The 24,066-nt window shown below is 68.6% G+C and carries 24 protein-coding genes and 1 riboswitch; of the genes, 16 read left to right on the top strand and 8 right to left on the bottom strand.

What is annotated here, in order from left to right:
- Window positions 1-129 precede the first annotated feature (129 nt).
- The 9 genes from OPF83_RS06670 to OPF83_RS06630 all read left to right on the top strand — a co-directional run bounded on the left by OPF83_RS06670 (window position 130) and on the right by OPF83_RS06630 (window position 11,238).
- Window positions 130-1,359 carry an alpha/beta hydrolase family protein gene (locus tag OPF83_RS06670; protein ID WP_264886497.1) on the top strand — a complete coding sequence of 410 codons (1,230 nt, stop codon included), beginning with the start codon at window positions 130-132 and terminating at the stop codon, window positions 1,357-1,359.
- Between the two features lie 97 nt (window positions 1,360-1,456).
- Window positions 1,457-3,772 carry an AAA family ATPase gene (locus tag OPF83_RS06665; protein WP_264886496.1) on the top strand — a complete coding sequence of 772 codons (2,316 nt, stop codon included), beginning with the start codon at window positions 1,457-1,459 and terminating at the stop codon, window positions 3,770-3,772.
- A 167-nt stretch (window positions 3,773-3,939) separates the two neighbouring features.
- Window positions 3,940-4,473, top strand: a complete 534-nt coding sequence (locus OPF83_RS06660) for a hypothetical protein (protein WP_264886495.1) — start codon at window positions 3,940-3,942, stop codon at window positions 4,471-4,473.
- 132 nt (window positions 4,474-4,605) lie between these two features.
- Window positions 4,606-7,650, top strand: coding sequence for a Na+/H+ antiporter subunit A (locus tag OPF83_RS06655; RefSeq protein WP_264886494.1), 3,045 nt, complete (start codon window positions 4,606-4,608; stop codon window positions 7,648-7,650).
- On the top strand, window positions 7,647-8,255 hold the full coding sequence (locus OPF83_RS06650; protein WP_264886493.1) for a Na(+)/H(+) antiporter subunit C: 609 nt from the start codon (window positions 7,647-7,649) through the stop codon (window positions 8,253-8,255). Before OPF83_RS06655 ends, OPF83_RS06650 begins: the two co-directional genes overlap by 4 nt.
- Window positions 8,255-9,877: a Na+/H+ antiporter subunit D gene (locus OPF83_RS06645; RefSeq protein WP_264886492.1), complete on the top strand. Its 1,623-nt coding sequence runs from the start codon at window positions 8,255-8,257 to the stop codon at window positions 9,875-9,877. The genes OPF83_RS06650 and OPF83_RS06645 overlap by 1 nt, the downstream gene beginning before the upstream one ends.
- 1 nt (window position 9,878) lies before the next feature.
- Complete coding sequence (locus tag OPF83_RS06640) at window positions 9,879-10,583, top strand: Na+/H+ antiporter subunit E (protein ID WP_264886491.1); 705 nt, start codon at window positions 9,879-9,881, stop codon at window positions 10,581-10,583.
- Window positions 10,580-10,870, top strand: a complete 291-nt coding sequence (locus OPF83_RS06635) for a monovalent cation/H+ antiporter complex subunit F (protein WP_264886490.1) — start codon at window positions 10,580-10,582, stop codon at window positions 10,868-10,870. The genes OPF83_RS06640 and OPF83_RS06635 overlap by 4 nt, the downstream gene beginning before the upstream one ends.
- Window positions 10,870-11,238 (top strand): monovalent cation/H(+) antiporter subunit G, encoded by a 369-nt coding sequence (locus OPF83_RS06630; RefSeq protein ID WP_264886489.1) that lies wholly within the window; start codon window positions 10,870-10,872, stop codon window positions 11,236-11,238. Before OPF83_RS06635 ends, OPF83_RS06630 begins: the two co-directional genes overlap by 1 nt.
- Before the next feature lie 248 nt (window positions 11,239-11,486).
- Here the strand turns inward: OPF83_RS06630 and OPF83_RS06625 are convergent, their stop codons facing one another.
- The 3 genes from OPF83_RS06625 to OPF83_RS06615 all read right to left on the bottom strand — a co-directional run bounded on the left by OPF83_RS06625 (window position 11,487) and on the right by OPF83_RS06615 (window position 13,068).
- Window positions 11,487-11,858, bottom strand: a complete 372-nt coding sequence (locus tag OPF83_RS06625) for a hypothetical protein (protein WP_264886488.1) — start codon at window positions 11,856-11,858, stop codon at window positions 11,487-11,489.
- A 121-nt stretch (window positions 11,859-11,979) separates the two neighbouring features.
- Complete coding sequence (locus OPF83_RS06620; protein WP_264886487.1) at window positions 11,980-12,774, bottom strand: LytR C-terminal domain-containing protein; 795 nt, start codon at window positions 12,772-12,774, stop codon at window positions 11,980-11,982.
- Window positions 12,775-12,789: 15 nt separating this feature from the next.
- Window positions 12,790-13,068 (bottom strand): DUF3263 domain-containing protein, encoded by a 279-nt coding sequence (locus OPF83_RS06615; protein ID WP_264886667.1) that lies wholly within the window; start codon window positions 13,066-13,068, stop codon window positions 12,790-12,792.
- 309 nt (window positions 13,069-13,377) lie between these two features.
- Here OPF83_RS06615 and OPF83_RS06610 point away from each other — a divergent pair, with 309 nt between their 5' ends.
- The 5 genes from OPF83_RS06610 to OPF83_RS06590 all read left to right on the top strand — a co-directional run bounded on the left by OPF83_RS06610 (window position 13,378) and on the right by OPF83_RS06590 (window position 17,667).
- Complete coding sequence (locus tag OPF83_RS06610) at window positions 13,378-14,043, top strand: peptide deformylase (protein ID WP_264886485.1); 666 nt, start codon at window positions 13,378-13,380, stop codon at window positions 14,041-14,043.
- Window positions 14,036-15,133 carry a GNAT family N-acetyltransferase gene (locus OPF83_RS06605; protein ID WP_264886483.1) on the top strand — a complete coding sequence of 366 codons (1,098 nt, stop codon included), beginning with the start codon at window positions 14,036-14,038 and terminating at the stop codon, window positions 15,131-15,133. The genes OPF83_RS06610 and OPF83_RS06605 overlap by 8 nt, the downstream gene beginning before the upstream one ends.
- A gap of 119 nt (window positions 15,134-15,252) precedes the next feature.
- Entirely contained in the window at window positions 15,253-16,053 is an 801-nt protein-coding gene (locus OPF83_RS06600) for an exodeoxyribonuclease III (RefSeq protein ID WP_264886481.1), read from the top strand.
- 195 nt (window positions 16,054-16,248) lie between these two features.
- Window positions 16,249-17,142 (top strand): polyphosphate kinase 2, encoded by an 894-nt coding sequence (ppk2, locus tag OPF83_RS06595; protein WP_264886480.1) that lies wholly within the window; start codon window positions 16,249-16,251, stop codon window positions 17,140-17,142.
- Window positions 17,143-17,250: 108 nt separating this feature from the next.
- Entirely contained in the window at window positions 17,251-17,667 is a 417-nt protein-coding gene (locus OPF83_RS06590) for a CoA-binding protein (protein ID WP_264886479.1), read from the top strand.
- A 49-nt stretch (window positions 17,668-17,716) separates the two neighbouring features.
- On the opposite strand, the gene OPF83_RS06585 is transcribed toward OPF83_RS06590, so the two are convergent.
- Both OPF83_RS06585 and OPF83_RS06580 read right to left on the bottom strand, forming a co-directional pair.
- Window positions 17,717-18,187: a CD225/dispanin family protein gene (locus OPF83_RS06585; RefSeq protein WP_264886478.1), complete on the bottom strand. Its 471-nt coding sequence runs from the start codon at window positions 18,185-18,187 to the stop codon at window positions 17,717-17,719.
- 119 nt (window positions 18,188-18,306) lie between these two features.
- Window positions 18,307-18,546, bottom strand: a complete 240-nt coding sequence (locus OPF83_RS06580; protein WP_264886477.1) for a GNAT family N-acetyltransferase — start codon at window positions 18,544-18,546, stop codon at window positions 18,307-18,309.
- A gap of 76 nt (window positions 18,547-18,622) precedes the next feature.
- Window positions 18,623-18,737, top strand: a riboswitch (TPP riboswitch).
- 183 nt (window positions 18,738-18,920) lie between these two features.
- Here OPF83_RS06580 and thiC point away from each other — a divergent pair.
- Window positions 18,921-20,570 (top strand): phosphomethylpyrimidine synthase ThiC, encoded by a 1,650-nt coding sequence (gene thiC / locus OPF83_RS06575; protein ID WP_375546226.1) that lies wholly within the window; start codon window positions 18,921-18,923, stop codon window positions 20,568-20,570.
- Between the two features lie 108 nt (window positions 20,571-20,678).
- On the opposite strand, the gene OPF83_RS06570 is transcribed toward thiC, so the two are convergent.
- A complete protein-coding gene (locus OPF83_RS06570; protein WP_264886474.1) occupies window positions 20,679-21,443 on the bottom strand; it encodes an ABC transporter permease in 765 nt (254 codons plus the stop codon).
- Window positions 21,440-22,354, bottom strand: coding sequence for an ABC transporter ATP-binding protein (locus tag OPF83_RS06565; protein ID WP_264886473.1), 915 nt, complete (start codon window positions 22,352-22,354; stop codon window positions 21,440-21,442). The genes OPF83_RS06570 and OPF83_RS06565 overlap by 4 nt, the downstream gene beginning before the upstream one ends.
- Window positions 22,355-22,533: 179 nt before the next feature.
- Here OPF83_RS06565 and OPF83_RS06560 point away from each other — a divergent pair, with 179 nt between their 5' ends.
- The gene (locus OPF83_RS06560) at window positions 22,534-23,292 is read left to right on the top strand and encodes a DUF1707 domain-containing protein (RefSeq protein ID WP_264886472.1); all 759 of its coding nucleotides are present in this window, start codon (window positions 22,534-22,536) and stop codon (window positions 23,290-23,292) included.
- Here the strand turns inward: OPF83_RS06560 and OPF83_RS06555 are convergent.
- Entirely contained in the window at window positions 23,289-23,972 is a 684-nt protein-coding gene (locus OPF83_RS06555) for a DUF998 domain-containing protein (RefSeq protein WP_264886471.1), read from the bottom strand. The genes OPF83_RS06560 and OPF83_RS06555 overlap by 4 nt on opposite strands.
- Window positions 23,973-24,066: the final 94 nt, after the last annotated feature.

Genomic DNA, 24,066 nt, shown 5'->3' with positions numbered 1-24,066 from the left:
GACACCCACGAGGCCTGACCACCCTCAACAGAAGTGACGTTCCCGTGGGCGGTAACAGTGTGATGAGATGGGGCGATAGTGACACCAGTGGCGGTGCTGCCACTGGCCGTCAGAGATAAAGGAGTCCTCATGCCCGTCCAGATCGACGCCTCCGCCACCGCCGGCGGCCCCGACAGTCGCCGGGCCACCCGCACCCCCCGGCTCGGCCGCGTCGCCCGCGGGGCCGTCGCCGCCGCGGCCGCCACCGCGCTCGCGCTCAGCTTGACCCCTGCGGTCGCGCAGGCACAGTCGGTGGGCACGGTCAGCCCCGAGTCGGTCGCCAATGATGCGCTCGGCACCCTGTCCCCGGAGAGCCTGAGCCAGCTGCTGTACCTCGGCAACCTGCCGGGATCCTCGGGCTCATCGATGATGGGCATCGCCAACGCGATCGGCTTCTCGCCCAATATGTTCGCCGGTCCGCCGCCGCCGTCGCCCGAGCCCAACCCGAACATCACCGAGACCAAGGTCATCGGCGTGACGGAGCGGGACGGCCGCTACGAGCGCTGGCTCATCGACTCCGGCGACATGAAGCGCGGCATCACCGTCGAGGTGTACCGCGCCCCCAATCCGGACGCCCCGTTCCTCTACCTCCTCGACGGCGTGGGCTCCGAGCTGCCCAGCGGCTTCATGCAGTGGGGCGCGGCCGAGCAGTTCAAGGACCAGAACGTCAACCTCGTCATCCCGACCGGCGGCCAGGGCTCCATGTGGGCCGATTGGAACGTTCAGGACCCGGTCCTGGGCATCAGCAAGTGGGAGAAGTTCATCACCCAGGACCTGCCGAAGCACCTCGAGCCGAGGGTCAGCAACAACCCCAACCGCGCGATCGGCGGCATCTCCATGGGCGCCGGCGCGGCCATGACCATGGCCACCCGCAACCCCGAGCTCTACAAGGGCGTCTTCGGTGTTTCCGGCTGCTACTCCACCGACGCGCTCGGCCAGATCCTCACCCGCTACACGGTCGAGAGTCGCGGCGCGAACCTCACCAACATGTGGGGCACTCCCGGCAACGACCAGTGGGTCGCCCACGACGCGCTGATCAACGCGGAGCAGTTGCGCGGAAAGGCCATCTACATGTCGTCCGGCACCGGTGTGGCCAACCCCGGTGACTGGGCCTCCTACAACAACGACGTCGCCAACTTCGTCGCCGGCATGGCCCTCGAGCAGGCCACCGGCCAGTGCACCCACGCCGCGGACCGCCGACTGGGTGAACTCGGCATCCCGGCCACGATCGACCACCTGCCCACCGGCATGCACAACTGGTCGTACTACTCCAAGCAGATCCCGGTCGCCTGGAACTCCATCAAGCACTCGGTGAGCTGACGGCCCGATCCCGGACCGGCGGCCCGCCGGCCTGCTCCCACCTCCACCGTTGACGGCGGCCCGCCCCATGAGGCGGGCCGCCGTTAGTCTCGAAGCCGTGAACCCCCGCCCGTCCCTTGACCTGACCCTGCGACTGTCGGCCTCGGCCGCCGACTCCCGCCGCGGCATCGTGCGCGCCCACCCCGAGGTGCTGCTCGCACTCGGGATGCGCGAGTGGGACGCGATCGAGATCGTCGGCGCCCGCACCACCGGGGCCGTCGTGGCGGCGGCGGGTACCGGATCCCCCAGCGGAGTACTGGTCGTGGACGAGGTGGTGGCCGCCAACTGTGGCCTCGGCGAGAACGCCCGAGTGGCCGTCCAAGCAGCGCAGGTGACGGGAGCGCAGAGCATCGAGGTGCAAGGGTTGCCAGCCGCAGGACGCGGGGTACCCGAGCGCGTGCTGCGGTCGGCGTTGCTGGGAAAGGTGGTGCGCGTCGGCGACTCGGTGACGCTGCTGCCCCGCGACCTCGGCCCCGACTTCCCCACCTCCGACACCACCCGAACCCTGCGCAACACAATGGGCTCCGCGTGGAGCACCGAGTTGCTCACCGTCACGGCGACCGTGCCGGAGGGGATCGTGTCGGTGCAGCCCACCACCGCGGTGCTCGAGGCCGGTGGGACGGCCGGCGGTGGGGCCAGCGTTGCGGCCGGGACCGGTGCGGCCGGCGGTGCGGCCGGGGCCGGGGCCTCCTTCGGGACCACCCCCAGGACGACGACACCACCCACGTCCACTCCCTCATCGGTGCAGCCGGCCACGGGCGGGGCCTCGTCGATCTCCGAAGTCGCCCGCGAGGACCTGGTGGGCGTCGACGACCAGGCCGAGGTCCTGGCCCAGTGGCTCGCACTGGCACTGGACCGCTCCGAGCTCCTGCGCACCCTCGGCGCGTCGCCGCACCTCGGGGTGTTGGTGGCCGGCCCGCCCGGCGTGGGCAAGGCGACGATGGTGCGCTCAGTGGCCGGCGGCCGCCGACTCGAGGTGCTGGACGGTCCCGCCGTCGGTACCGTCGACCCCGCCGCCCGACTGGAGGCCGTCCGTGCGGCCGCGGAACGAACCCGCGAGAACGGCGGCATCCTGCTGGTCACCGACATCGACGCCCTCCTGCCGGCCCAGACCGAACCCGTCGCGACGCTGATCCTCGACCGGCTCCGCTCGGTGGTGGCGCACCCCGGATCCGCCCTCGTCGCCACGTGCGTACGGTCTGAGGACGCCGACGCCCGCCTGCGCGACCCTGAGATCTGCGACCGGGTCCTGGACCTGCCACTGCCCGACGCCGCGGACCGCGCGGCGCTGCTCGGGGTGATGCTCCGCGGCGTCCCCGCCGGCGAGCTGGACCTGGCCGCGGTCGCGGACCTGACCCCCGGCTACGTGGCCGGCGACCTGCGGGCGCTGACCCGGGAGGCCGCCCTGCGCGCCGCCGCCCGGGCGACCACGGGTGCCGGCACCGACTCCGAGGCCGATTCTGGCTCCGACTCCGACACCGAACCCCGACTCGAGCAGGACGACCTGCTCGGTGCCGTGAGCGTGATCCGGCCGCTGTCGCGCTCGGGCACGGAGGAACTGAGCCTGGGCTCCATCACCCTCGAGGACGTGGGCGACATGGTCGAGGTACGCCAGGCGCTGACCGAGACCGTGCTCTGGCCGCTCCAGCATCGCGACTCGTTCGAGCGACTGGGCGTGGAGCCCCCGCGCGGCGTGCTGCTCTACGGGCCGCCCGGCTGCGGCAAGACCTTCGTCGTGCGGGCGCTGGCGGCCAGCGGCCGCCTGACGGTGCACATGGTCAAGGGCGCCGAGCTCATGGACAAGTGGGTCGGCTCCTCGGAGAAGGCCGTGCGTGACCTGTTCCAGAAGGCCCGGGACTCCGCCCCGTCGCTGGTGTTCCTCGATGAAATCGACGCGTTAGCCCCGCGCCGCGGACAGACCGGCGACTCCGGCGTCGGCGACCGGGTGGTGGCGGCCCTGCTCACCGAACTCGACGGTGCGGAGCCGCTGGACGACGTGGTGATCCTCGGCGCGACCAACCGACCCGAACTGATCGACCCCGCACTGCTCCGCCCCGGCCGGCTCGAAAAGCTGGTCTTCGTGCCGCCGCCTGACGCGCAGGCCCGCGCCGACATCCTGCGCGCGGCCGGCCGCAACGTGCCGCTGGCCGACGACGTCGACCTCGCCCGGCTCGCTGCGGACCTCGAGGGATACTCCGCCGCCGACTGCGCGGCGCTCCTGCGCGAATCGGCCCTGACCGCGATGCGCCGGGACATCGATGCCGCCGAGGTGACCGCCGACGACGTGTCCCGCGCCCGCGAGGCAGTGACCGCCTCTCTTGACGCCGACCAGGTCGAGAACCTGCGGCAGTACGCCGAGCGTCGGGAGAACTGAGCCCTGGGCGTGCCTTGCCGGGCTCCTCAGCGGACCGCTAGAGTGCATGCCATGCGGAATCTTCTCGTAGTAATCGGACGCAACGGGGCCTGACAGACCGGCACCCCGCTTGCGTGGTTACTCCTGTTCCGTCGGTCGCCGCACCGACGTCGAACAACGAGAGAGCCATGAACTCCGCCGCGCACCACTCCACCCGCACCTCCGGGTCCGCCGCCGCCACCACCAGCAACCCGTTCACCGAGCGCTATGGCCGCCGCCTCCCTCGCGGTTTCGCCGACGAGGCCGCCGGGATGAGCTGGAAGACGATGGTCGACACCTTCGCACCCTCCACCGACCGTTTCCACCTCGCCGATTTCTCCCGCCGCCCGCTCGGCCGCGGGATCACCGCCTACGAGGCGATCCTCGCCACGCGCACACCGCAGGACGAACCGGGTAACTTCACCGCCCATCGACTCACCACCCGGTCGTGCGGCGACCTCACGGCGATGTCCGACATGCTCGGCAGCGTCGGCGCCCCCGCCGAGATCGAGAAGTTCCACCAGTACGAGGGAACCGCATTCGACGGGACCGAATCGTGGTGCACCATTCTCCGGGCCACCTGCGGGAGGAGATCGACGTGGGCACTGGGCTTCGGCCGGGACTCCACTGAAGCCTCGATCGCGGCACTGCTGAGCACCGCGACCAGGCTTCACCTGCGCTGACGGCGCGCCTGAAACACTGTTCTGTAAAGTATTCACAGATACCACGCCCCGGTCGGCCACCGGTCACCCGCCCAGTTCGGACGGGCATGCCCGGCTGTCGTCGTCCGAACGATGTTACGAGAGGAGCCGCCGGTGATCGTGATCCTCGCGGCCCACGCCGTGGCCGCCCTGATCGCGATCCCCTTGGTTGCGCGGTTCGGTCGCCGGATATTCCCCCTGCTCGCCCTGGTTCCCGCCGCTGGCGCGGTCTGGGTGGCCGGGAACCTCCAGGGCACTCCGACGGAGACGATCCCCTGGGCCGCCGGCATCCACCTCTCCCTCGATCTGAGGATGGATTCCCTCTCCGCGCTGATGGCGCTCATCGCCCTGGGCGTCGGCGCGCTCGTCCTCTTCTACTGCACGTTCTACTTCAAGGACTCAGAGCCGCGACTGCACCTGTTCGCGGCGGAGATGGTGGCCTTCGCCGGTGTCATGTTCGGCCTCGTGGTGGCCGACAACATGATCCTCCTCTACATCTTCTGGGAGATCACGTCCGTCCTGAGCTTCCTGCTGGTCGGCCACTACGCGGAGCGGGCGTCGTCGCGGCGTGCGGCCACTCAGGCACTTCTCGTCACCACGCTTGGTGGTCTCGCGATGCTCGTCGGCCTGATCATCCTGGCGCAGGAGACGGGCTCGTACCTCCTCAGCGACATCGTCGCCTCGCCGCCGTCGGGCACTCTCGTCCACTGGGCGCTCGCACTGGTGATCGTCGGCGCGACCAGCAAGTCGGCCATCGCACCCCTGCACTTCTGGCTACCGGGCGCGATGACCGCCCCGACCCCGGTCAGTGCCTATCTGCACTCCGCCGCGATGGTCAAGGCCGGCGTGTTCCTCATCGCCGCCATGAGCCCAGGGCTGTCCGGCTCCTCGACGTGGCAGCTCTCGCTCATCGTGCTGGGTCTGGTCTCCCTGCTCATGGCGGGCTGGCGTGCCCTGCGCGAGACCGACCTCAAGCTGGTGCTCGCGTTCGGCACGGTCTCCCAGCTGGGATTTCTGCTCGTGCTGGTCGGCATCGGCTCCCGGGACACCATGCTCGCCGGCCTCACCATGCTGCTGGCGCACTCGCTGTTCAAGTCCGCACTGTTCATGTCCGTCGGTGTGATCGACAAGACCACCGGGACCCGCGAGATCCACGAGTTGTCCGGACTCGGCCGGAAGAGGCCGGCCCTCGCGGTGGTCTTCTCGCTCGCCGCCTTCTCCATGGCGGGGCTCCCGCCGTTCATCGGATTCGTCGGCAAAGAGGCCGCGTTCGCCACCGTGCTCTCCGAGGAGCGTCTGCACGGCATGCCCGCGCTGGTCGTCACCGCCGGACTCGTGGCCGGCTCGATCCTCACGTTCTCCTACACGGCCCGCCTGGTCAGGGGCGCGTTCCGCAGTAAGCGCATCTTCCAGGACGGGGTGAGCCCCGCGGTTGCCCAGTCCCGTGCACCGGGTGCGCTCTTCCTCTCGGTGCCCGCGGTTCTCGCCGTCTCCGGCCTCGTCCTGGGCCTGTGGTCCGCCCCCGTCGAATCGCTGCTGTCGAGCTACGTCGACACCGTCTTCCCGGCCGGCAGCCCGTGGCGCGGTGAGCACGACTACCACCTCGGCCTGTGGCACGGAATCTCTATCCCGCTGGCGCTGACCGTCGTCGTCTACGTGTTGGGAGCCCTGCTCTACATCGCCCAGCGAATCGTCGAGCGCATGCAGTTCGAGTCCCCGGCCCTCGGTAACGCCGACCGGATCTACGACAGCGTCCTGCGCTTCTTCGACCTGCTCTCACTGCGCCTGACCGCGAGCATCCAGCGCGGTTCACTCCCGCTGACACTCGGGATCATCCTGGTCACCCTCGTGACGTTCCCGTTCATCTCGCTGCTCGTCGGCACCCGCGAGGGTCTGCAGATGGAACTCTCGGCGAACCCCGTCGTCCTCATCGTCATGATCCCGATGACCGTCGCCGCGGTGGCCGCCACGGTCCTGCGAAACCGTCTCGCCGCCGTCATCTGCGTCTCGGTGACCGGCTACGGCGTCGCCGTGATCTTCGCGTTCCACGGTGCCCCGGACCTCGCCCTGACCCAGGTGCTCGTGGAGACCCTGCTGATGGTGTCGTTCGTGCTGGTCCTGCGCACGATGCCCGCGGAGGTTCCGCTGTCCGACGGCTTCCGCCGCGTGCGTGCCTGGCTCGGCATCGGCGTGGGACTGCTCGTCATGATCGTCGGCGCCTACGCCATCAACGCCCGCCAGCATCCGGCGGTCTCCACGGTGTTCTCCGACATCGCCTATCGGATCGGCAACGGCGCCAACTCCGTCAACGTCACTCTCGTCGATATCCGGGCCTGGGACACCCTGGGCGAGATCACGGTGCTTCTCGTGTCCGCCACGGGCGTGGCGAGCCTGGTCTTCCGCAACCGTCGTTACGGCTCCGGACCGCGGATCACCGACGCCGACAAGACCCGGTCGGGTCGACTCGGCATCGAGGCCAACCGCATCGTCATCGAGGCGCCCGGCGCTTCGCCCGGCCGCTGGCTCAAGGGCGCCACCGTGCGCGACCCTCGCAACCGCTCGTTGGTCCTCGAGGTGACCACACGACTCATCTTCCCCACGATGATGGTGCTGAGCCTGTTCTTCTTCTTCACCGGTCACAACAACCCCGGCGGCGGGTTCGCCGGAGGACTCGTGGCCGGACTCGCACTCGTCCTGCGGTACCTCGCCGGCGGGCGTTACGAACTCGGTGAGGCCGTCCCGGTCGACGCCGGCCGTATCCTCGGCGTGGGCCTGCTGCTCGCCGCCGGTACGGCCACCGCCTCGTTATTCTTCGGGGCACCGGTGTTGTCCAGCGCGACGTTCCAGTGGACCCTGCCCGTGTTCGGCGAGGTCAAGCTGGTCACGGCACTGTTCTTCGACGCGGGTGTCTACCTCATCGTGGTGGGACTCGTCCTGGACATCCTCCGCAGCCTCGGCGCACGACTGGATCTCAACGCCGAGGACCTCGCGGAGCTCCGTGCCATCTACGTCGACGCGACCGACTCGCCGTCCACCGCAGCGCTCCGCAAGGTCCCGGGTGTCGATGTGTCCGCACCGAAGTCCGACCTGGTCGCGCGCCGCACCGCTCAGCTGGAAGCCGCCGAGAACCAGGGCGTCACCCCGGGGGGAATGCCATGACCGCCGACTTCGCTCTCCTGCTGCTCGCCGGCATCCTCTGTGCCGCCGGCGTCTACCTCCTGCTCGAACGGGCGATCATCAAGATCCTGCTCGGGATCATGACCATGTCCAACGGTGTCAACCTGTTGATCCTGGCCTCTGGCGGGGCCCCCGGGAACCCACCGATCCGCGGGCGGGGCTCGGGTGACCACCTGGCGGACTCGGATCCACTGGCCCAGGCCATGATCCTCACCGCGATCGTGATCACCGCCGGCGTCGGTGCCTTCATCCTCGCGTTGGCATATCGCTCGTACCAGTTCACCACCATGGACGAGGTCGCCGACGACGCCGAGGACGCCAAGATCGCCAAGCGGTCGCCCCAGGACGCCGCGTCGGCTCCCGACCGCGACGCCTCCGATGACCCCACCACGGGTCAGCCCACCGAACTCGGCGAACACGTCGACTACGAGGACGAAGACCTCGAGGACGCCGAGGCCGAGGCCGAGGCGGAATCGCGAGCCGAGGCCGCGGCCAAGGCCGAGGCACTGGCCCGCGTCGAGGAGTTGCGCAAGAAACTCGCCAAGAACGAACGTCGTGCCACGGACGACCGGAAGGGAGGCAACTGATGTCTGCTGACCTCTTCGGCTATCTCATCCCCTCCGTGACCCTGCTCCCCCTTCTCGCGGCGGCTCTGTGTCTGGTCGTCTCCCGCAGCCCCCGCCTGCAGAACTTCATTACGGTCGTCACGCTCATCGGTGTGCTCGTGAACTCGGGGGTCTTGCTGGTCCTCACCGACCAACACGGCATGCACACCGTCCAGGTCGGCGGGTGGGACTCGCCTGTCGGGATCACGCTCGTCGCGGATCGCCTCAGTGCGTTGATGCTGTGTGTGTCCGCGGTGGTGTTGCTGACCGTCATCATCTACGCCGTCGGCCAGGGTGTGCGCGACGGTGCCGGTGACCAGCCGACGTCGATCTTCCTCCCCACGTACCTCGCCCTGGCCGCGGGTCTGAACACTGCGTTCATCGCCGGGGACCTGTTCAACTTGTTCGTCGGGTTCGAGATCCTGCTGGCCGCGTCGTACGTCCTGTTGACGCTCGGTGCCAGCCAGGAACGCGTCCGTGCAGGTGTCTCCTACACCGTCGTGTCGATGGTCTCCTCGATGGTCTTCCTCCTGGGGATCGGCCTGACGTATTCGGCGGCCGGCACTCTCAACTTGGCGCAACTCGCCACCCGGATGGCAGAGGTCCCCGACGGACTCCGGAACACGATCTTCGCGGTGTTCCTCGTGGCGTTCGGGATCAAAGCCGCCATCTTCCCGCTCTCGACCTGGCTGCCCGACTCGTACCCGACCGCACCGGCACCTGTTACCGCAGTGTTCGCCGGACTGCTCACGAAGGTCGGTGTGTACGCGATCATCCGCTTCCACACACTGATCTTCACCGGGGGGAGCATGGACAACGTCCTGCTCGTGGCCGGTCTGCTGACGATGGTCGTGGGCATCCTCGGTGCGATCGCCCAGTCCGACATCAAACGAATCCTGTCCTTCACGCTCGTCAGCCACATCGGCTACATGGTGTACGGCATCGCCCTGTCCACAGAGTCGGGACTCAGCGCCGCGATCTACTACGTCGCGCACCACATCATCGTCCAGACCACGCTGTTCCTGGTCGTGGGTCTGATCGAACGTCAAGCAGGGTCGTCGTCTCTCCGTCGACTCGGTTCGCTGGCCGTGGCCAGCCCCGTCCTCGCCGTGACCTTCCTGATCCCTGCCCTGAACCTGGGCGGGATCCCGCCGTTCTCGGGGTTCGTCGGCAAGCTCGCCGTCGTCCAGGCCGGCGCCGAGGTCGGTGGAGCGCTCAACTGGATCCTCATCGCCGGCGCGATGGCCACCAGTCTCCTCACCCTCTACGTGGTGGTGCGAGTCTGGTCCAAGGCGTTCTGGCGGCCCCGCGCCGACGCGCCCGAGGGTGCGGTCGCGCTGGCCAAGCCTCTCGCGCTGCTGCCCTCTGATGAGTACGTCGAGTTCGATGAGCGTGACGACGTGGGCCGCATGCCCCTGAGCATGCTGTCCTCGACCTGGATCCTCGTTCTGGTCTCGACTCTCATGACCGTGTTCGCAGGTCCGCTACTCGCCGTCACCGACCGCGCGGCGCACAGTCTCATGGAGCGAGGCGAGTACATCTACACGATTCCCGCCGACCTGGAACCGGGACGCTTCGTCGGCAATCCGACAGGGGTTCGCTGACATGAGCAGAAAGCAGAAGTTCAACTGGCGCGTCGCCGGTTCCAGGTTCTTCATGGCCCTGTGGTTGACCTTCGCCTGGGTGCTCCTGTGGGGAACGTTGGACGTCGGCACGATCGCAGCCGGATTCCTCGTCGCCGTCGGCATCATGCTCGTCCTCCCCCTCCCCCGCGTCCCCGTCGAGGGTCTGGTCCGCCCGATCTCCACACTGTGGCTGATCATCATGGTCGGCTACCTCCTCGTCCGCTCGTCGCTGATCGTCGCGTGGCAATCGATTCGTCCCCAGGCCCCGCCGGTCCCCGCGGTACTCCGCGCACCCATGAGGCTGAGGTCGGATTTCACGCTCGCGCTCGCGGTCAATTCGCTCAACCTCATGCCTGGCGGCATCGTGGTGCGCGTCGACCCGGTCGCCCGCTACGTCTACATCCACGTCCTGGACACCGGCACGGAGAAGGCGGTCGAGGCCTTCTATCGCCAGACCGCGCAGGTGGAGCGGCTCTTCCAGCGTGCGTTCGAGCGGCCCGAGGACTGGCGCGAGAACCCCGAGCACTACACGGCGCCACCGGACAGCGGCCCGGACGACGACAACTCGCAAGTCGTCGGCCCGCAGGCCGATGCGCCCAAGACCACTGCGTCTCAGAGCACGGCACCGCGTGTGGACGGTCCCCGGGACGATTCATCCGAGGCGGAGAAGGAGGCCCGATCGTGAGTATCTCGTTGGTCCTGTGGACCCTGGCCGTGATCGCGATGACGATCTCGTTCTTCATCGCGACCATCCGGCTCGTCGGCGGCCCAAACACCCTGGACCGCCTCATCTCGCTGGATATGCTCGCCGCCATCGCACAGGGTGGGCTCGGCATCTACATCGCCTGGACCAAGGACACCACTGTCGCGGCGGCGCTCGTCTCTCTGGCGCTCGTCGCGTTCCTCGGCTCGGTGTCCGTGGCCCGCTTCCGCGTCACCGACGCCACCGGAATCCCCGAGGAGAAAGTCTGATGACCGACGACCCACGGGAGATCATCTCCGCTCTGTTCGTCCTCGCCGGATCGCTCCTGACGCTCGCCAGTTCCATCGGGGTCCTGCGATTTCGTGACACGTTGAGCCGGATGCACCCGTCTGCCAAGCCGCAGGTGCTCGGATTGCTGCTCATCCTGATCGGCGCGGCGATCCGCGTCTTCCCCGGAATCGACGTGGGCATGCTCCTGCTGGTCGCCCTGGTCGCCGTATGTACGTCTCCGGTGATCGCCAACCGGGTCGGGAACCTGGCCTACAGGGAAAGCGTCGAGGACGGCACCATCACCCACGAAGCACCTGTCCTCGAGAAGCTCCACGACAAGGACATCTGGCCCGACTCGCCCCGCTGAGGGCACCCCTCACCACCAGGCGGACCTCACCACCAGGCGGACCTCACGATCACCCGCGTCGGGGAGACAACCCACACCCCGGAGCCCGCCGCGAAGCCCGTCACACGGCCCACCCCGGGAACGCCTCGAGCCCTGCCCCCAACGCGGGGACAGGGCTCGGTCGCGTTTCGCTCAAGCGCACCTACCAGCAGAAAGTGCGACTCACGCGAGTATTGCCGGTCGGCGGTCGCCGACCGGCGGGAGCGGAATCAGTTGGCGGGGACAGCCGGGGCGGGAGCGGCGCCGGGGGCACCCTGTCCGCCCGCAGCCTGGTCTCCAGCGACGCCGGTCTCCGCTGCACCGGTAACGGCGGTCTCGGCGGGAGCACCCTCAGCCGGAGCACCCTCAGCGTCGGTACCCTCGGCGCCCTCGGCGCCCTCCGTGGCCTCGGAGTCCTCGGCAGCCTCCGGCTCCTCGTGGGCGGTCGTGTGCTTCGCCTCTTCCGAGTAGGTGGGGAGCGTGTACGGCGCGTCGGCATCGGCCGGCTGCTCGTTGGGCGGGCTGCACGCGGTCACGCCGAGGGCGAGCGAGAGTGCGGGAACCGCGACCAGGAGGCGGCGGACGGTCTGACGCGGGGCCATGGGGGCTCCTTCGATCTCGGGTTGCTGCAAGTCGCTGAGGTGCACGGTCCCGTACGGTGGGGTGCGCCGACTCATCATATCGTCAGGCCCCTCCTGCCGAGGCCACGGGGGACGATCGTCGTCAGCGCTCGAGGTCCTGGGTGACGATCACGATCACGCCGGGTGCATCGCCGACCATGTCCGCCGGCCGCGGCTTCGCGGTGATTCCCAACGTGTCGGCGATGGCCTGAGCTGCCTCCTGCTCGCCCGGGCCGGTGCCGTAGAACGCGGTGGACTCGGCCACGACTCCGCGGTTGGACGGCATGTTGGCCACGTCGCCCACGGCGAAGCCGCCCTCGCGGAGCTGCTCGCCGGTGCGGCCGGCGAGGCCGGTCACGGTGCTGTTGTTGTAGATCTGCACGGGCACGGAGTTCACGTTCGGCGCGGAGCCGTCGGCCGGCTGGCCCTGGCCGCCGGCGGGGTCGGCTTGTCCGTCGGGGGCGGGGGCGTTCGGATCGGCGGGGGCGCCGGGCTCCTGGCCGTCAGCGCCCGGGGGCAGGGGCTGCCCGTCCGGACCGACCAGGCCCGGCTGCGGGGCCTGGCCGTCGGCATCGTCCTGACCAGCGGCACCGTTCTGCCCGTCGGCGCCGGTCTGGCCGTTGCTCTCGACCTGTGAGGTGCCCTCCTCGCCCGCAGTGGGGTTCTCGTCGTTCCCGCTGCCGAACAGCTGGACGAGTCCGATTCCGATCGCCAGCACGACCGCCGAGAGCAGGACCATGGCGATGGCGCGGTAGGGCGGGCCACCGGGCTCGTCGGCCTGGCCGGCCTCGCCCTGTGGGCCGCCGGGGTGGCCGTGGTCGGTCGCGTACGGGTCGGCGTCATAGGCGTCGCCGGCGTGCGCGTCGTAGTGCTGCGGGTCGTGCGGGTTCTCGCTCACGCGCCCGAGTGTAGGTCAGTCGAGGCGCATTCCCAGGTTGCGCGCCGCGCGAGCCTTCTGACGGCTACTGCGCATCCTGCGAAGCCGCTTGACGAGGAGTGGGTCGGCGGCCAGCGCCTCGGGGCGGTCGATGAGGTTGTTGAGGATCTGGAAGTAGCGTGTCCCGGACATGTCGAACTTCTGCCGGATCGCCTCCTCCTTGGAGCCGGCAAACTTCCACCACTGCCGCTCGAACTCCAGCATCGCCTGGTCCCGGTCGGACAGCGTGGGGTCGGCGGCGTGCAGCTCGGTCATGGCCTGCTCGTCTCCGACCTGCACGTCCTGTGCCGTAGTGGCCGCTCGCCCCATGGTGCGTGCCTCCTCGGTTGCCGGCACCGCCGCTCCCCGTTCCCGGACTGCCAGGGTTCCCGGACCGTCAGGGTTCCCGATCCGTCAGGGTTCCCGATCCGTCAGAGTTCCCGATCCGTCAGGGGGAGGGCGGATCACACTGTTGTGATTCCCCCGTAGTGAACCACAGACCCCCGACACGGTGCCAGATCCGAGACGGCGGTAAAGGCCAGCCGGGCAGTCGATTCCCGGGGCCGCGCACTAAGATCTGGGGCCATGGCCATCCGTCCCATCGTCATTCTCGGCGACCCCGCGCTGCACGCACCGACCGAGCCCGTCACCGAGTCGCCCGAGGAGCTCGCCGGACTCGTGGCGGACATGTACGAGACGATGGACGCCGCACATGGTGTGGGCCTCGCGGCCAACCAGATCGGCGTGAGCAAGCGCCTGTTCGTCTACGACTGCCCGGATCTGGACACCGAGGACGGCGGCAGCCTGTCCCGCGAGGAGGTCGAGGCGCGCGGCGGCTGGATCACGCGTCGCGGCTGCGTGGTCAACCCCGTACTCGAGACGTCCGAGATCCCGGAGACGATGCCTGATCCCGATGACGACATGGAGGGCTGCCTGTCCGTCCCGGGCGTGAACTTCCCGCGCGGGCGCGCGTGGTGGGCGCGCGTGACCGGCACCGATGAGCACGGCGAGCCCGTGTCGATCGAGGGCTACGGACTGTTCGCGCGCTGCCTCCAGCACGAGGTGGGCCACCTGGACGGATTCCTCTACACCGACCACCTGATCGGCCGGAACCGCAAGGCCGCCAAGCGCCACATCCGTGACGAGGGCTGGGGTGTGCCGGGCCTGAGCTGGGATCCGGCGGTCGATCCCGATCCGTTCCGGGATGAGGACGAGGACGACGACGACAACGCCGCCCCTCCCCGTGGCTGAGCTGCCTCACGACCCGGCAGACCCCGCTCACCCTGACCGTGGACTGTCCGGCCGATCGCGCTGGAACGCCGGTCGCGAGGTGGCCGTGGGCACGCGGGTGGTGGTCCGCCGGCACCTCGCCCCGGGCGAGACCTCGCACCTGTACACCGATGTGATCGGGCACGTGACCGAGCTCGAACCCGAGTTGGTCGTGCGCCGCGAGTCCGGCGAGGACGTGCGTATCCCTGACGCCGACATCGCGGTGCTCAAGGTCATCCCGCCGCGTCCGGTGCGGGCACGGGACATCCGGGCCCACGAGTACGCGGGTGCGCTGGCCTGGCCGGGGACGGAGTACGAGATCGTCGACGGCTGGTTCTGCCGGGCCGGCGACGACTGGTCGTACCGGCGGAACTCGGCGGTCCCGGTCCTGCCGTGGGCCGACTGCACTGACCTCGACGGTGTCCGCGACTGGTACGCCGCCCGCGGCCAGCCCCTGCGGATCGTGGACGTGGAGCGACTGGCCTCTACCGGGCAGATGATGCTCGACGGCCAGCCTGTCGACCCCGCGCGTATCCGCGCCGACCGCGAGCTGCACCTCTGCACCGCCGACAGCCGCGAACTCCTGGACATCGTGGACGCCGCGTTCCCGTCCGACACGCGACCGGCGGTGACGCTGGACGAGTCTCCGGCCGACGACTGGCTGGCGCTCTACCACGCCACCGCTGACCTGGATCCCGAGCGCGTGCGCCCGGCGATGCTCGCCACCGCCGACGCCTCGAGCGGCGACCCCGGCCCCGGCGGCCACGCCGTGTTCGCCCGCCTGGAGGACGGCGGAGAACTGGCGGCGATCGCCCGCGGGGCGGTCACCGCGGGACCGGACGGAACGCCGCGTCTGGCCGTGTCGTGCGTCCAGACCGGGGCGACCCACCGCCGCAAGGGCCTGGCGGAGATCGTCACCGGCTCGCTCGCACAATGGGGACTCGGCCTCGGGGCGACCGAGTGTCACCTCCACGTGTTCGCGGACAATTCCGCCGGCCGGGGCCTCTGGGCGAAACTCGGGCTGCAGCCCCACCACTCGATGCGGCACCTCGTCGTCGTCGACCCCAGCTGATCGCCCGCCGCCTGACGATGAGTACCACCCGTCCGACAGTGAGCACCGCCTCACCGTCGATACCGAGAGTTCACCGTCGACTCACGTCCGCGTTCGCCCGGGGGTAATACACTGGCTCCATGCGCCTGGCCACCTGGAACGTCAACTCCATCCGTGCACGTCAAGAGCGGGTTCTCGCCTGGCTCGACCGGTCGGACTGTGACGTGTTGGCCATGCAGGAGACCAAGTGCAAGGACGAGCAGTTCCCGTTCGACGCGTTCACCGAGGCCGGCTACGAGGTCGCCCACCACGGGCTGAGCCAGTGGAACGGTGTGGCCATCGCGTCGCGGGTCGGACTCGAGGACGTGCGGATCGGATTCGACGGCATGCCCGGCTTCCACAAGGACCCCGAGGTGTCACAGGATCCCGAGGCCCGCGCGATCTCCGCGGTGTGTGACGGCGTCCGCGTGCACAGCCTGTACGTCCCCAACGGCCGCGAACTGTCCGACCCGCACTACACGTACAAGCTCGAATGGCTGGCCCGACTCCGTGATCATGCGGCCGCCGAGGTGGCGGCCGACCCGCGCGCGCAGGTCGCGCTTGTCGGCGACTGGAATGTCGCGCCGCTCGACGAGGACGTGTGGGACATGGAGGTCTTCGCCGGGAAAACCCACGTCTCCGAGCCCGAGCGTCAGGCATTCGCCGCGTTCGACGGAGCCGGATTCCGCGAGGTCACCCGCGAGTACACGCCCGGACCCGGCGTCTACACGTACTGGGACTACACCGGCCTGAGCTTCCCCAAGCGCAAGGGCATGCGCATCGACTTCCAGCTCCACTCCCCCGCCCTCGCCGCGCGGGTCACCGGCGCGAGCATCGACCGCGAGGAACGCAAGGGCAAGGGCGCATCCGATCACGCGCCGGTCGTGGTGGATCTCGAATAGGCGGCCTGGCCCGGTCCGGAGCTCCCGGGCCACCCGCGCAGCGCCCGCCGCCCCGGTGCCGGGCACCAGGCACCCGGCACTGCCTCTCGTCCCCCGTCCCGTCGTCTCGCACTGCTGTTCCGCAGTGCGCCCGCTCCAGCTCCGACTCGTTCCAGCTACTACCCGGATCAGACCCAGTCCAGGAGACCAGTACCCATGTCCACCTTCCAGCTCCGCCACTACATCGACCGTCTCCGCGAGGAGGGTTACACGGTCCGCGACGACCACGGCGAGGACCCCGACCTCATCGACATCAACGGCAAAGCCGTGGACACGTGGCGGGAGAACTACCCGTACTCCAAGCGGATGGACCGGAACCAGTACGAGGTGGAGAAGTACCTGCTGCAGATCGAACTGCTGAAGTTCCAGCGCTGGCAATCCGAGACCGGGCACCGGCAGGTCATCGTGTTCGAGGGCCGCGACGCCGCCGGCAAGGGCGGAACGATCAAGCGGTTCACCGAGTACATCAACGTGCGGCAGGCCCGGGTCGTGGCCCTGATCAAGCCCACCGAGACCGAGCTCTACCAGTGGTACTTCCAGCGCTACGTCAGTCACCTGCCCAGTCGCGGTGAGCTCGTCCTGTACGACCGCTCCTGGTACAACCGCGCCGGCGTCGAACGCGTGATGGGGTTCTGCACGGACTCTCAGTACGAGACGTTCATGGACCAGGCGCCCATGTTCGAGAAGATGCTGGTCGATTCGGGGATCGGCGTGACCAAGTTCTGGTTCTCGGTCACCCAGGAGGAGCAGAAGACCCGCTTCGCGATCCGCCAGCTCGACCCGGTGCGCCGCTGGAAACTCTCGCCGATGGACCTGGAATCCCTCGACAAGTGGGACAAGTACACCGCCGCCAAGGAAGAAATGTTCCGTCGCACGGACACCGACTGGGCACCCTGGACCACCATCAAGTCCAACGACAAGAAGCGCGCCCGCATCAACGCCCTGCGCCACTTCCTCCACCAGTTCGACTACCCGGAGAAGGACCCGCAGGTCGTGTTTGCCCCGGATCCGAAGATCGTCCGACGCGCCAAGGACGCCGTCGGGGACTAGTGGAGCGAGCGCCAGCGAGCGTAGCGATGTCCCCGCGCACAAGGCCCGTCGGGGACTAGCGGACCGAGCGCCAGGAATGAACGGGCGCCAGCGGGCATTGAAGGGGGTATGAGCCATGTCAATGATCCCGAAGTCATGAAGCGTCTGCTGTCCGACAAGGGCCGCTGGGCCGTGGTCGGTCTCTCGGCGAACACCGAGCGAACCGCCTATGAGATCGCCGGGTACGTCCGCGAGCTCGGGCACGAGATCGTGCCTGTCCACCCCAAGGCCGAGACGGTCTACGGCCAGCAGGGTTACGCAGACCTGGCGTCGGTGCCCGGCGAGGTGGATGTGGTGGACGTGTTCGTGAACTCGCAGCTCGCCGGGGCTGTGGTGGACGACGCCATCGCCAAGGGCGCCAAGGCGGTCTGGCTGCAGAAGGGTGTCATCGACGAGGCAGCGGCCGAGCGCGCGGCGCAAGCCGGCCTCGACGTGGTGATGAACACCTGCCCCGCGATCGAGGCGCCCAGGTTCGGTCTGGTCTGACACCCGCCTGGACTGACACCGAGAGCCCGGCGGCGGGCTGCGGGGCCTGTCAGTAGCCCGCCGTGGCGGCCACGCCCACCATCACGAAGATGAACACGAAGTACAGCACGATCAGGACCGCGACCACGGCTATCGAGATCAGCCCCAGCTTCTTGGCCGTGGCACTGGCCGCCTCGGCCTCAGCATGCCGACCGGCAGCCCAGAGCGGGTAGACCTGCAGCGCGCGGGTCATCGCCACGAACGACAGCGGCCAGAAGAACAGGATCGACGCCACGGCCCAGCCTATGTTCGACGGCGGACCGGTCTGCGGATCAGTCGTACTGAGCCCGGACGGCGAGGCCATCGCGCCGTAGACGTCCTGTCGGAATCCCTGCTGGCCATAGGTCGACCCCGCGTACGGCATCTGACCGGAATCCGGCTGGCCGGACGACGGGGACATGTACGGGGACTGGGCGGTGTAGTCGGTGAAACCTGAGCCCGAGTCAGGGCCCGAGGCATCACCGTGCTGTGGATAGGTCATGACATTCCTTGAGTTCTCGTGCGGCGTGTTTTCGTGCGGCAGGGTTTCGTGCGGAGGACGCCTCAAGCGGGCGCGACGAGCAACTGGTACTCGGGGAACCTGACGAGGAATCGACGCACTTAACTGCACACGGGACGGATCTTGACCCCGTCGAGCCGCATGCGGGTCAAAACGAGGCTGACGAGCAGGCGAGCGATGCCCTGTTGCCCGAATCGTTCCTCGATCACGGTGTGCAGGAGGATGCAGACGTCCCCGTCCCGCTCGTAGCCGACGAGGCCCATGAACGTCTCGCCGTCCCACATCTCGAAACGATCCCGGTCCGCGTTGTGGACCAGCTTCAACGACGTTTCTGACGACATCTCGACTCCTCTGCCCGACCGTTCTACTTCCATCGAGCCTACTCGCGGTGTTAGCCTCCGACGACACAACTTCATAACCCATCCACACGGGAGCCCGCTTCGGAGCGTGGGCTGAGAGGACGACCAGCCGGGTCGTCGACCGTAGAACCTGTCCGGATCATGCCGGCGTAGGGAGTTCTGGAATTCTCATGGCTACACACGATTCTGCACTCGCGCACACCTCGACACCTGTTGAGACCGTGACGTGCGGCCCCATCTACTCGAGCACCAAGGCATACCGCTCCGTGGACATACCCGGCGCTGACGCCACCACGTCCGGAGCTGACGCCACCGCGTCCGGCCCTGCCGACGCCGCATCCGAGCGGGCCACCACGATGCAGGTGCCCGTGCGGCGCATCAACCTGACCGACGGCACCTCGTTCGATGCCTATGACACCTCGGGCCCGTATACCGGGTATGCCACCGCTGCCGAATGCCACGACCTCGCACTGGGCCTCCCTCGCACCCGGAACGACTGGACTCATCCGGAACCGGTCCCGGTCTCGGGGAACGGGGCGGAGACGTCGTCGTCGTCATCCTCATCTTCTTCTCCCTCGGCCCGCACCCACCAGGTCGGGACTGACCAGATCCGGACCCAGCTGGCCTGGGCACGTGCGGGCCTGGTCACTCCCGAGATGCGGTTCGTCGCCGCGCGCGAGGGCGTGGACGTGGAGGTGGTCCGCGCGGAGGTCGCGGCGGGACGCGCGGTGATCCCCGCCAACCACCGGCACCCCGAGAGCGAACCGATGATCATCGGCAAGCGGTTCGCGACCAAGATCAACGCCAACATCGGCAATTCGGCGGTGACCAGCTCGATCGCCGAGGAGGTCGAGAAGATGGTGTGGGCCATCCGGTGGGGCGCCGACACGATCATGGACCTGTCGACCGGCGCCGACATCCACGCCACCCGCGAGTGGATCCTCCGCAACTCGCCCGTCCCTGTGGGCACCGTGCCGATCTACCAGGCGCTGGAGAAGGTCGGCGGCGACCCGGCGAAACTGACCTGGGAACTGTACCGGGACACGGTGATCGAGCAGTGCGAACAGGGAGTGGACTACATGACCGTCCACGCTGGCGTCCTGCTGCGGTACGTGCCGTTGGCCGCAAAGCGGGTGACCGGCATCGTCTCGCGCGGCGGCTCGATCATGGCCGCGTGGTGCCTGGCGCATCACCGGGAGTCGTTCCTCTACACCCACTTCGCCGAACTGTGCGAGATCCTGGCCGGCTACGACGTGACCTTCTCCCTCGGCGACGGACTGCGTCCCGGCTCGATCGCCGACGCGAACGACGAGGCCCAGTTCGCCGAGCTGCGGACCCTCGGCGAGCTGACGCGGGTGGCCAAGGCGCACGGCGTGCAGGTGATGATCGAGGGGCCCGGCCACGTGCCGATGGACAAGATCGTGGAGAACGTCCGACTCGAGGAACAGTGGTGCGACGAGGCGCCGTTCTACACGCTCGGACCACTCGCAACCGATATCGCGCCGGGATACGACCACATCACCAGCGCGATCGGTGCCGCCCGCATCGCCGAGGCCGGTACCGCGATGCTCTGCTACGTCACACCCAAGGAGCACCTCGGGCTGCCGAACCGCGATGACGTGAAGACCGGCGTGATCACCTACAAGATCGCCGCCCACTCCGCCGACCTGGCCAAGGGGCACCCGCGGGCGCAGGAGCGGGACGATGCGCTGAGCACGGCGCGCTTCGAGTTCCGGTGGCGCGACCAGTTCGCCCTGTCCCTCGACCCCGACACCGCCCGCGAGTTCCACGACGAGACCCTGCCCGCCGAACCGGCCAAGACCGCTCACTTCTGCTCGATGTGCGGGCCGAAGTTCTGCTCGATGCGCATCTCGCAGGACATCCGCGACTACGCCGCCGAGCACGGCCTCGACACAGTGGAGGCGATCGAGGCCGGGATGGCGGAGAAGTCGACCGAGTTCGCCGACGCCGGAGGCAGGGTCTACCTGCCGATCAGCACGAACTGACCGGGCTCGGCCGGCAGCGCACACGCGAACGCGCCCGGAACGATCCGTTCCGGGCGCGTGCGTGGTGCTCGAGTCAGGCGTCGCGGCGCTCCTGCGCTGGCGCTCGAGTCAGGCGTCGCGGCGCAGCGTGAGAACCAATCCGATGGCCCACAGCACGACACACACGCCGGCGAACCAGGCGAATGCAGGCCACTGGTCCCACGTGATGTGACCGCGTACTGACTCTCCCTGCGTCCAGAAATCACCGTTCGCGAACGGCATCCAACCGGCGATCTTCGGTCCCACCTCCGGGATCAGGGCGACCATGCCCTCCAGCGCGAGGATCCACACGAGGAACAGCGAGATCGTCCCGGCGGCATTGCGCATGACGTACGCCAGTCCCATCACCGCGAGCGTGCCCAGGCCGGCGTAGACCGGGAACCGCCACAGGTAGGTCAGCCCCTGACCGGAGAACGGGGTCCAGTTCTCGTTGCCGGAGAGCGAGCCGGCGATGAGGAGCGCGAGGACGATGGCGACGGCGACCACGACCACCGACGAGACCGTGAACAGGACCGTTTTGGCGACCACGGCCTTCCATCTAGAGGGCGTGACCAGGAAGGTGGTGCGGATCGTGTGATAGCGGTACTCGCCGGTCACGGCAACTATCGCCGCGATCCACACGAGCAACACGGTGAAGACATTCGCGCCGAGGATCGCCATCAACGGGTCGCTACCGGGGCCGGCCGGGCCCGCGACGGGGTCGCCACCGGAGGACTTCTCCATCTGACCCACGAGAATGGCGATCCCCGCCGCCAGGGCGAGACCGATACCGTACAGCCAGTAGGCGCTCTTGGTGCTGGTGGCCTTGATCCACTCGGACTTCAGAAGGTTCATCGGGCGGACTCCTCGCCGTGGTACTCGACGTCCTGATCGGTGAGTGCCATGAAGGCCTCCTCCAGCGACGCCCGCTTCTCGGTCAGTTCATGAACGGTGATCCCCAAGCTGGCGGACAACTCGCCGACCTGCTGAGCGCTCACGCCGTCGATGTGGAACACGCCCGCCGCCTCGTCGTACTCCGCGGCGATCCCCTCCTCGACGGCGGCGGCCGAGAACTCCTCGTGGTGCGGAGTGCGGAATACGACCGCCGACTTCCCGGTCGCGAGGAACTCGTCGACCGAGGTCTGGGCACGCAACTGTCCGCGCCCGATCACCACGAGGTCCTGGGCGGTCTGCGCCATCTCCGACAGCAGGTGCGAGGACACCAGCACGGTGCGCCCCTCCGCCGCCCGCGCGTGCATGAATCGTCGGATCCAGAGGATGCCCTCGGGGTCAAGACCGTTGACGGGCTCGTCGAAGAGCAGCACCTCGGGGTCGCCGAGCATCGCGGTGGCCAGGCCGAGTCGCTGGCGCATGCCGAGCGAGTAGCCGCCGACCTTGCGGCCAGCGACATCGGCGAGTCCCACCAGTCCGAGGACCTCGTCGACCCGGGTCTTGGAGATCCCCGCTGCCGCGGCGATCGACTTCAGGTGAGCGCCAGCGGAGCGGTTGGCATGCGTCCACGACGCATCGAGCAGGCAGCCCACCGTCCCGGAGGGGTCCTCGAGCTGACGGAAGGGCACGCCGTTGATCAGCGCCTCTCCGGAGGTCGGGGTGTCGAGTCCGACGATCATCCGCATCGTCGTGGACTTACCCGCGCCGTTGGGCCCGAGGAAGCCGGTGACGACGCCGGGCCGCACCGTGAAGGTGAGGTCGTCGACGGCGGTGGCCGCGCCGTAGCGTTTGGTCAGATTGCGTACCTCGATCATGGTGCACATTCTGCCTGGCACAGGGCACTCGACGCGCGTGCTCCTCCTCACTGGGCGTTCAGGTCCCGGCGGGGAGCTGCCGAAATCCCGGCGTGAGGTGGGTGTACGCCGGGCGCTGCATCCCGAGAATCTTTCACATCGCGTGCGGTACTGAGGCTTTAGGGCACTACGCTGGCGACATGGACGACGCCGGAAGTGACCCGCACGGCAACGACTCGCACGGCAACGACCCGCACGGCAACGACTCGAACAGCAGCAACCCGCACAGCAACCGCTCGCCGGCGCCTGACCAGCACAGCAACGTTCCGCAGGTGCGCGCGTCTGATGCTGAGCGGCACGTGACCGCGCAGATCCTCCAACATGCGTTCTCCGAGGGGCGTCTCACGCTGGCCGAGTTCGACGACCGCACGACAGAGGCGTACCAGGCACGGTTCCAGACCGATCTCACACGGCTCACGGCAGACCTCTCCCCCGCCCGTCGACATGACTCCGGCCCGCAGGTCACTCCGGTCACGGCGGGGGCGCCCGTCAACCGCGTCACCGGCGGACCAGGACCGTCGACGTCGCTGGCGGTCATGAGTGGGTGCGACCGCAAGGGCGAGTGGACGGTTCCGGCCGAGCACACGGCCGTCGCCGTGATGGGCGGAGTGGCGCTCGACCTCACGGAGGCCACGCTGGAATCCCGTGAGACCACCATCCGGGCAATCGTCTTCTGGGGAGGGATGGAGATCGTGGTCCCGGACGACATCCACGTCGTGGTCGACGGTCTCGGCATCATGGGCGGTTTCGCCGAACAGAACGATTCCGGACGCCATGACCGGCGGCCGGTCCGCAAGGCCCCGCCGGGCGCTCCCACGGTCCGGGTCACCGGGATCGCGCTCATGGGCGGAGTAGGTGTCCGGCGGGTCCGGCGCGACCACGGGCGCTCCGAGGGCTAGATGATCTTCAGCTGACTGTGCGACCTCGAGAGTTCGTAGGTCTTGATCAGCCAGAAGGTCGCGAACGCATACAGCGCTGCGGTCTCGACGATGAACAACGTCGCGTCATGCTCCACGTTCCAGGCGAGGACGAATGCGATCACCGGCAGCACCACGACGGTCGCCGTGATCACGCGGTAGACGGCACGGTACCTCCGCTGCGAGCGCGGGTCTGGGATGTCGCTGACAGTCGTGTGGCCGTAGAACACGATCGACAGGGCTGCGAAGATGAAGAACGCCAGCGCGACCACGGCGTGGATGATGTTGCCGGGATCCGTCTCGCCCGTCGACGGGTCGGTCGTGGGGACCAACGCCACGACGATCGAGAAGATCCCGGCTGTGTTGAGGAGCAGATTCGACCCTCGCGTGTAGCCGCGATAGGCCAGCAGCGCGACACCGATCGCCACCACCGCGCCGACAAAGACCCCGCGCGCCCGCGTGTAGTAGAAGGCACTGATCGAATGCTGCATCGGCACCGCCGGGTCCGCCGCCGCCCACAGGAGCAGAACCGCGGGGAGGAGCAGGGCGCCGCCGGCGATCACGAGGCGCAGGACGAAGTAGGTCTGGACGATGTAGTCCGCCGGCGCCTCACACCAGGTGGCGTCCGCGGGGAGGCCGCGGGCCGACGTGGATTCGCTCATTCCTCCACCCTGGCACGGCGGCGAGCCCGCCCAGGCCAGTTCGGGTCGGTCACCCGAACTGCTCCAGGTCCGTTCGCAACGAGCTTTCAGACCT

Origin of the sequence: Dietzia sp. NCCP-2495 (genome assembly GCF_026011735.1) — a bacterium.
GTDB lineage: Bacteria > Actinomycetota > Actinomycetes > Mycobacteriales > Mycobacteriaceae > Dietzia.
Note: the sequence above shows the minus strand (reverse complement) of the source record. Positions and strands in the feature narration are given on the sequence as shown.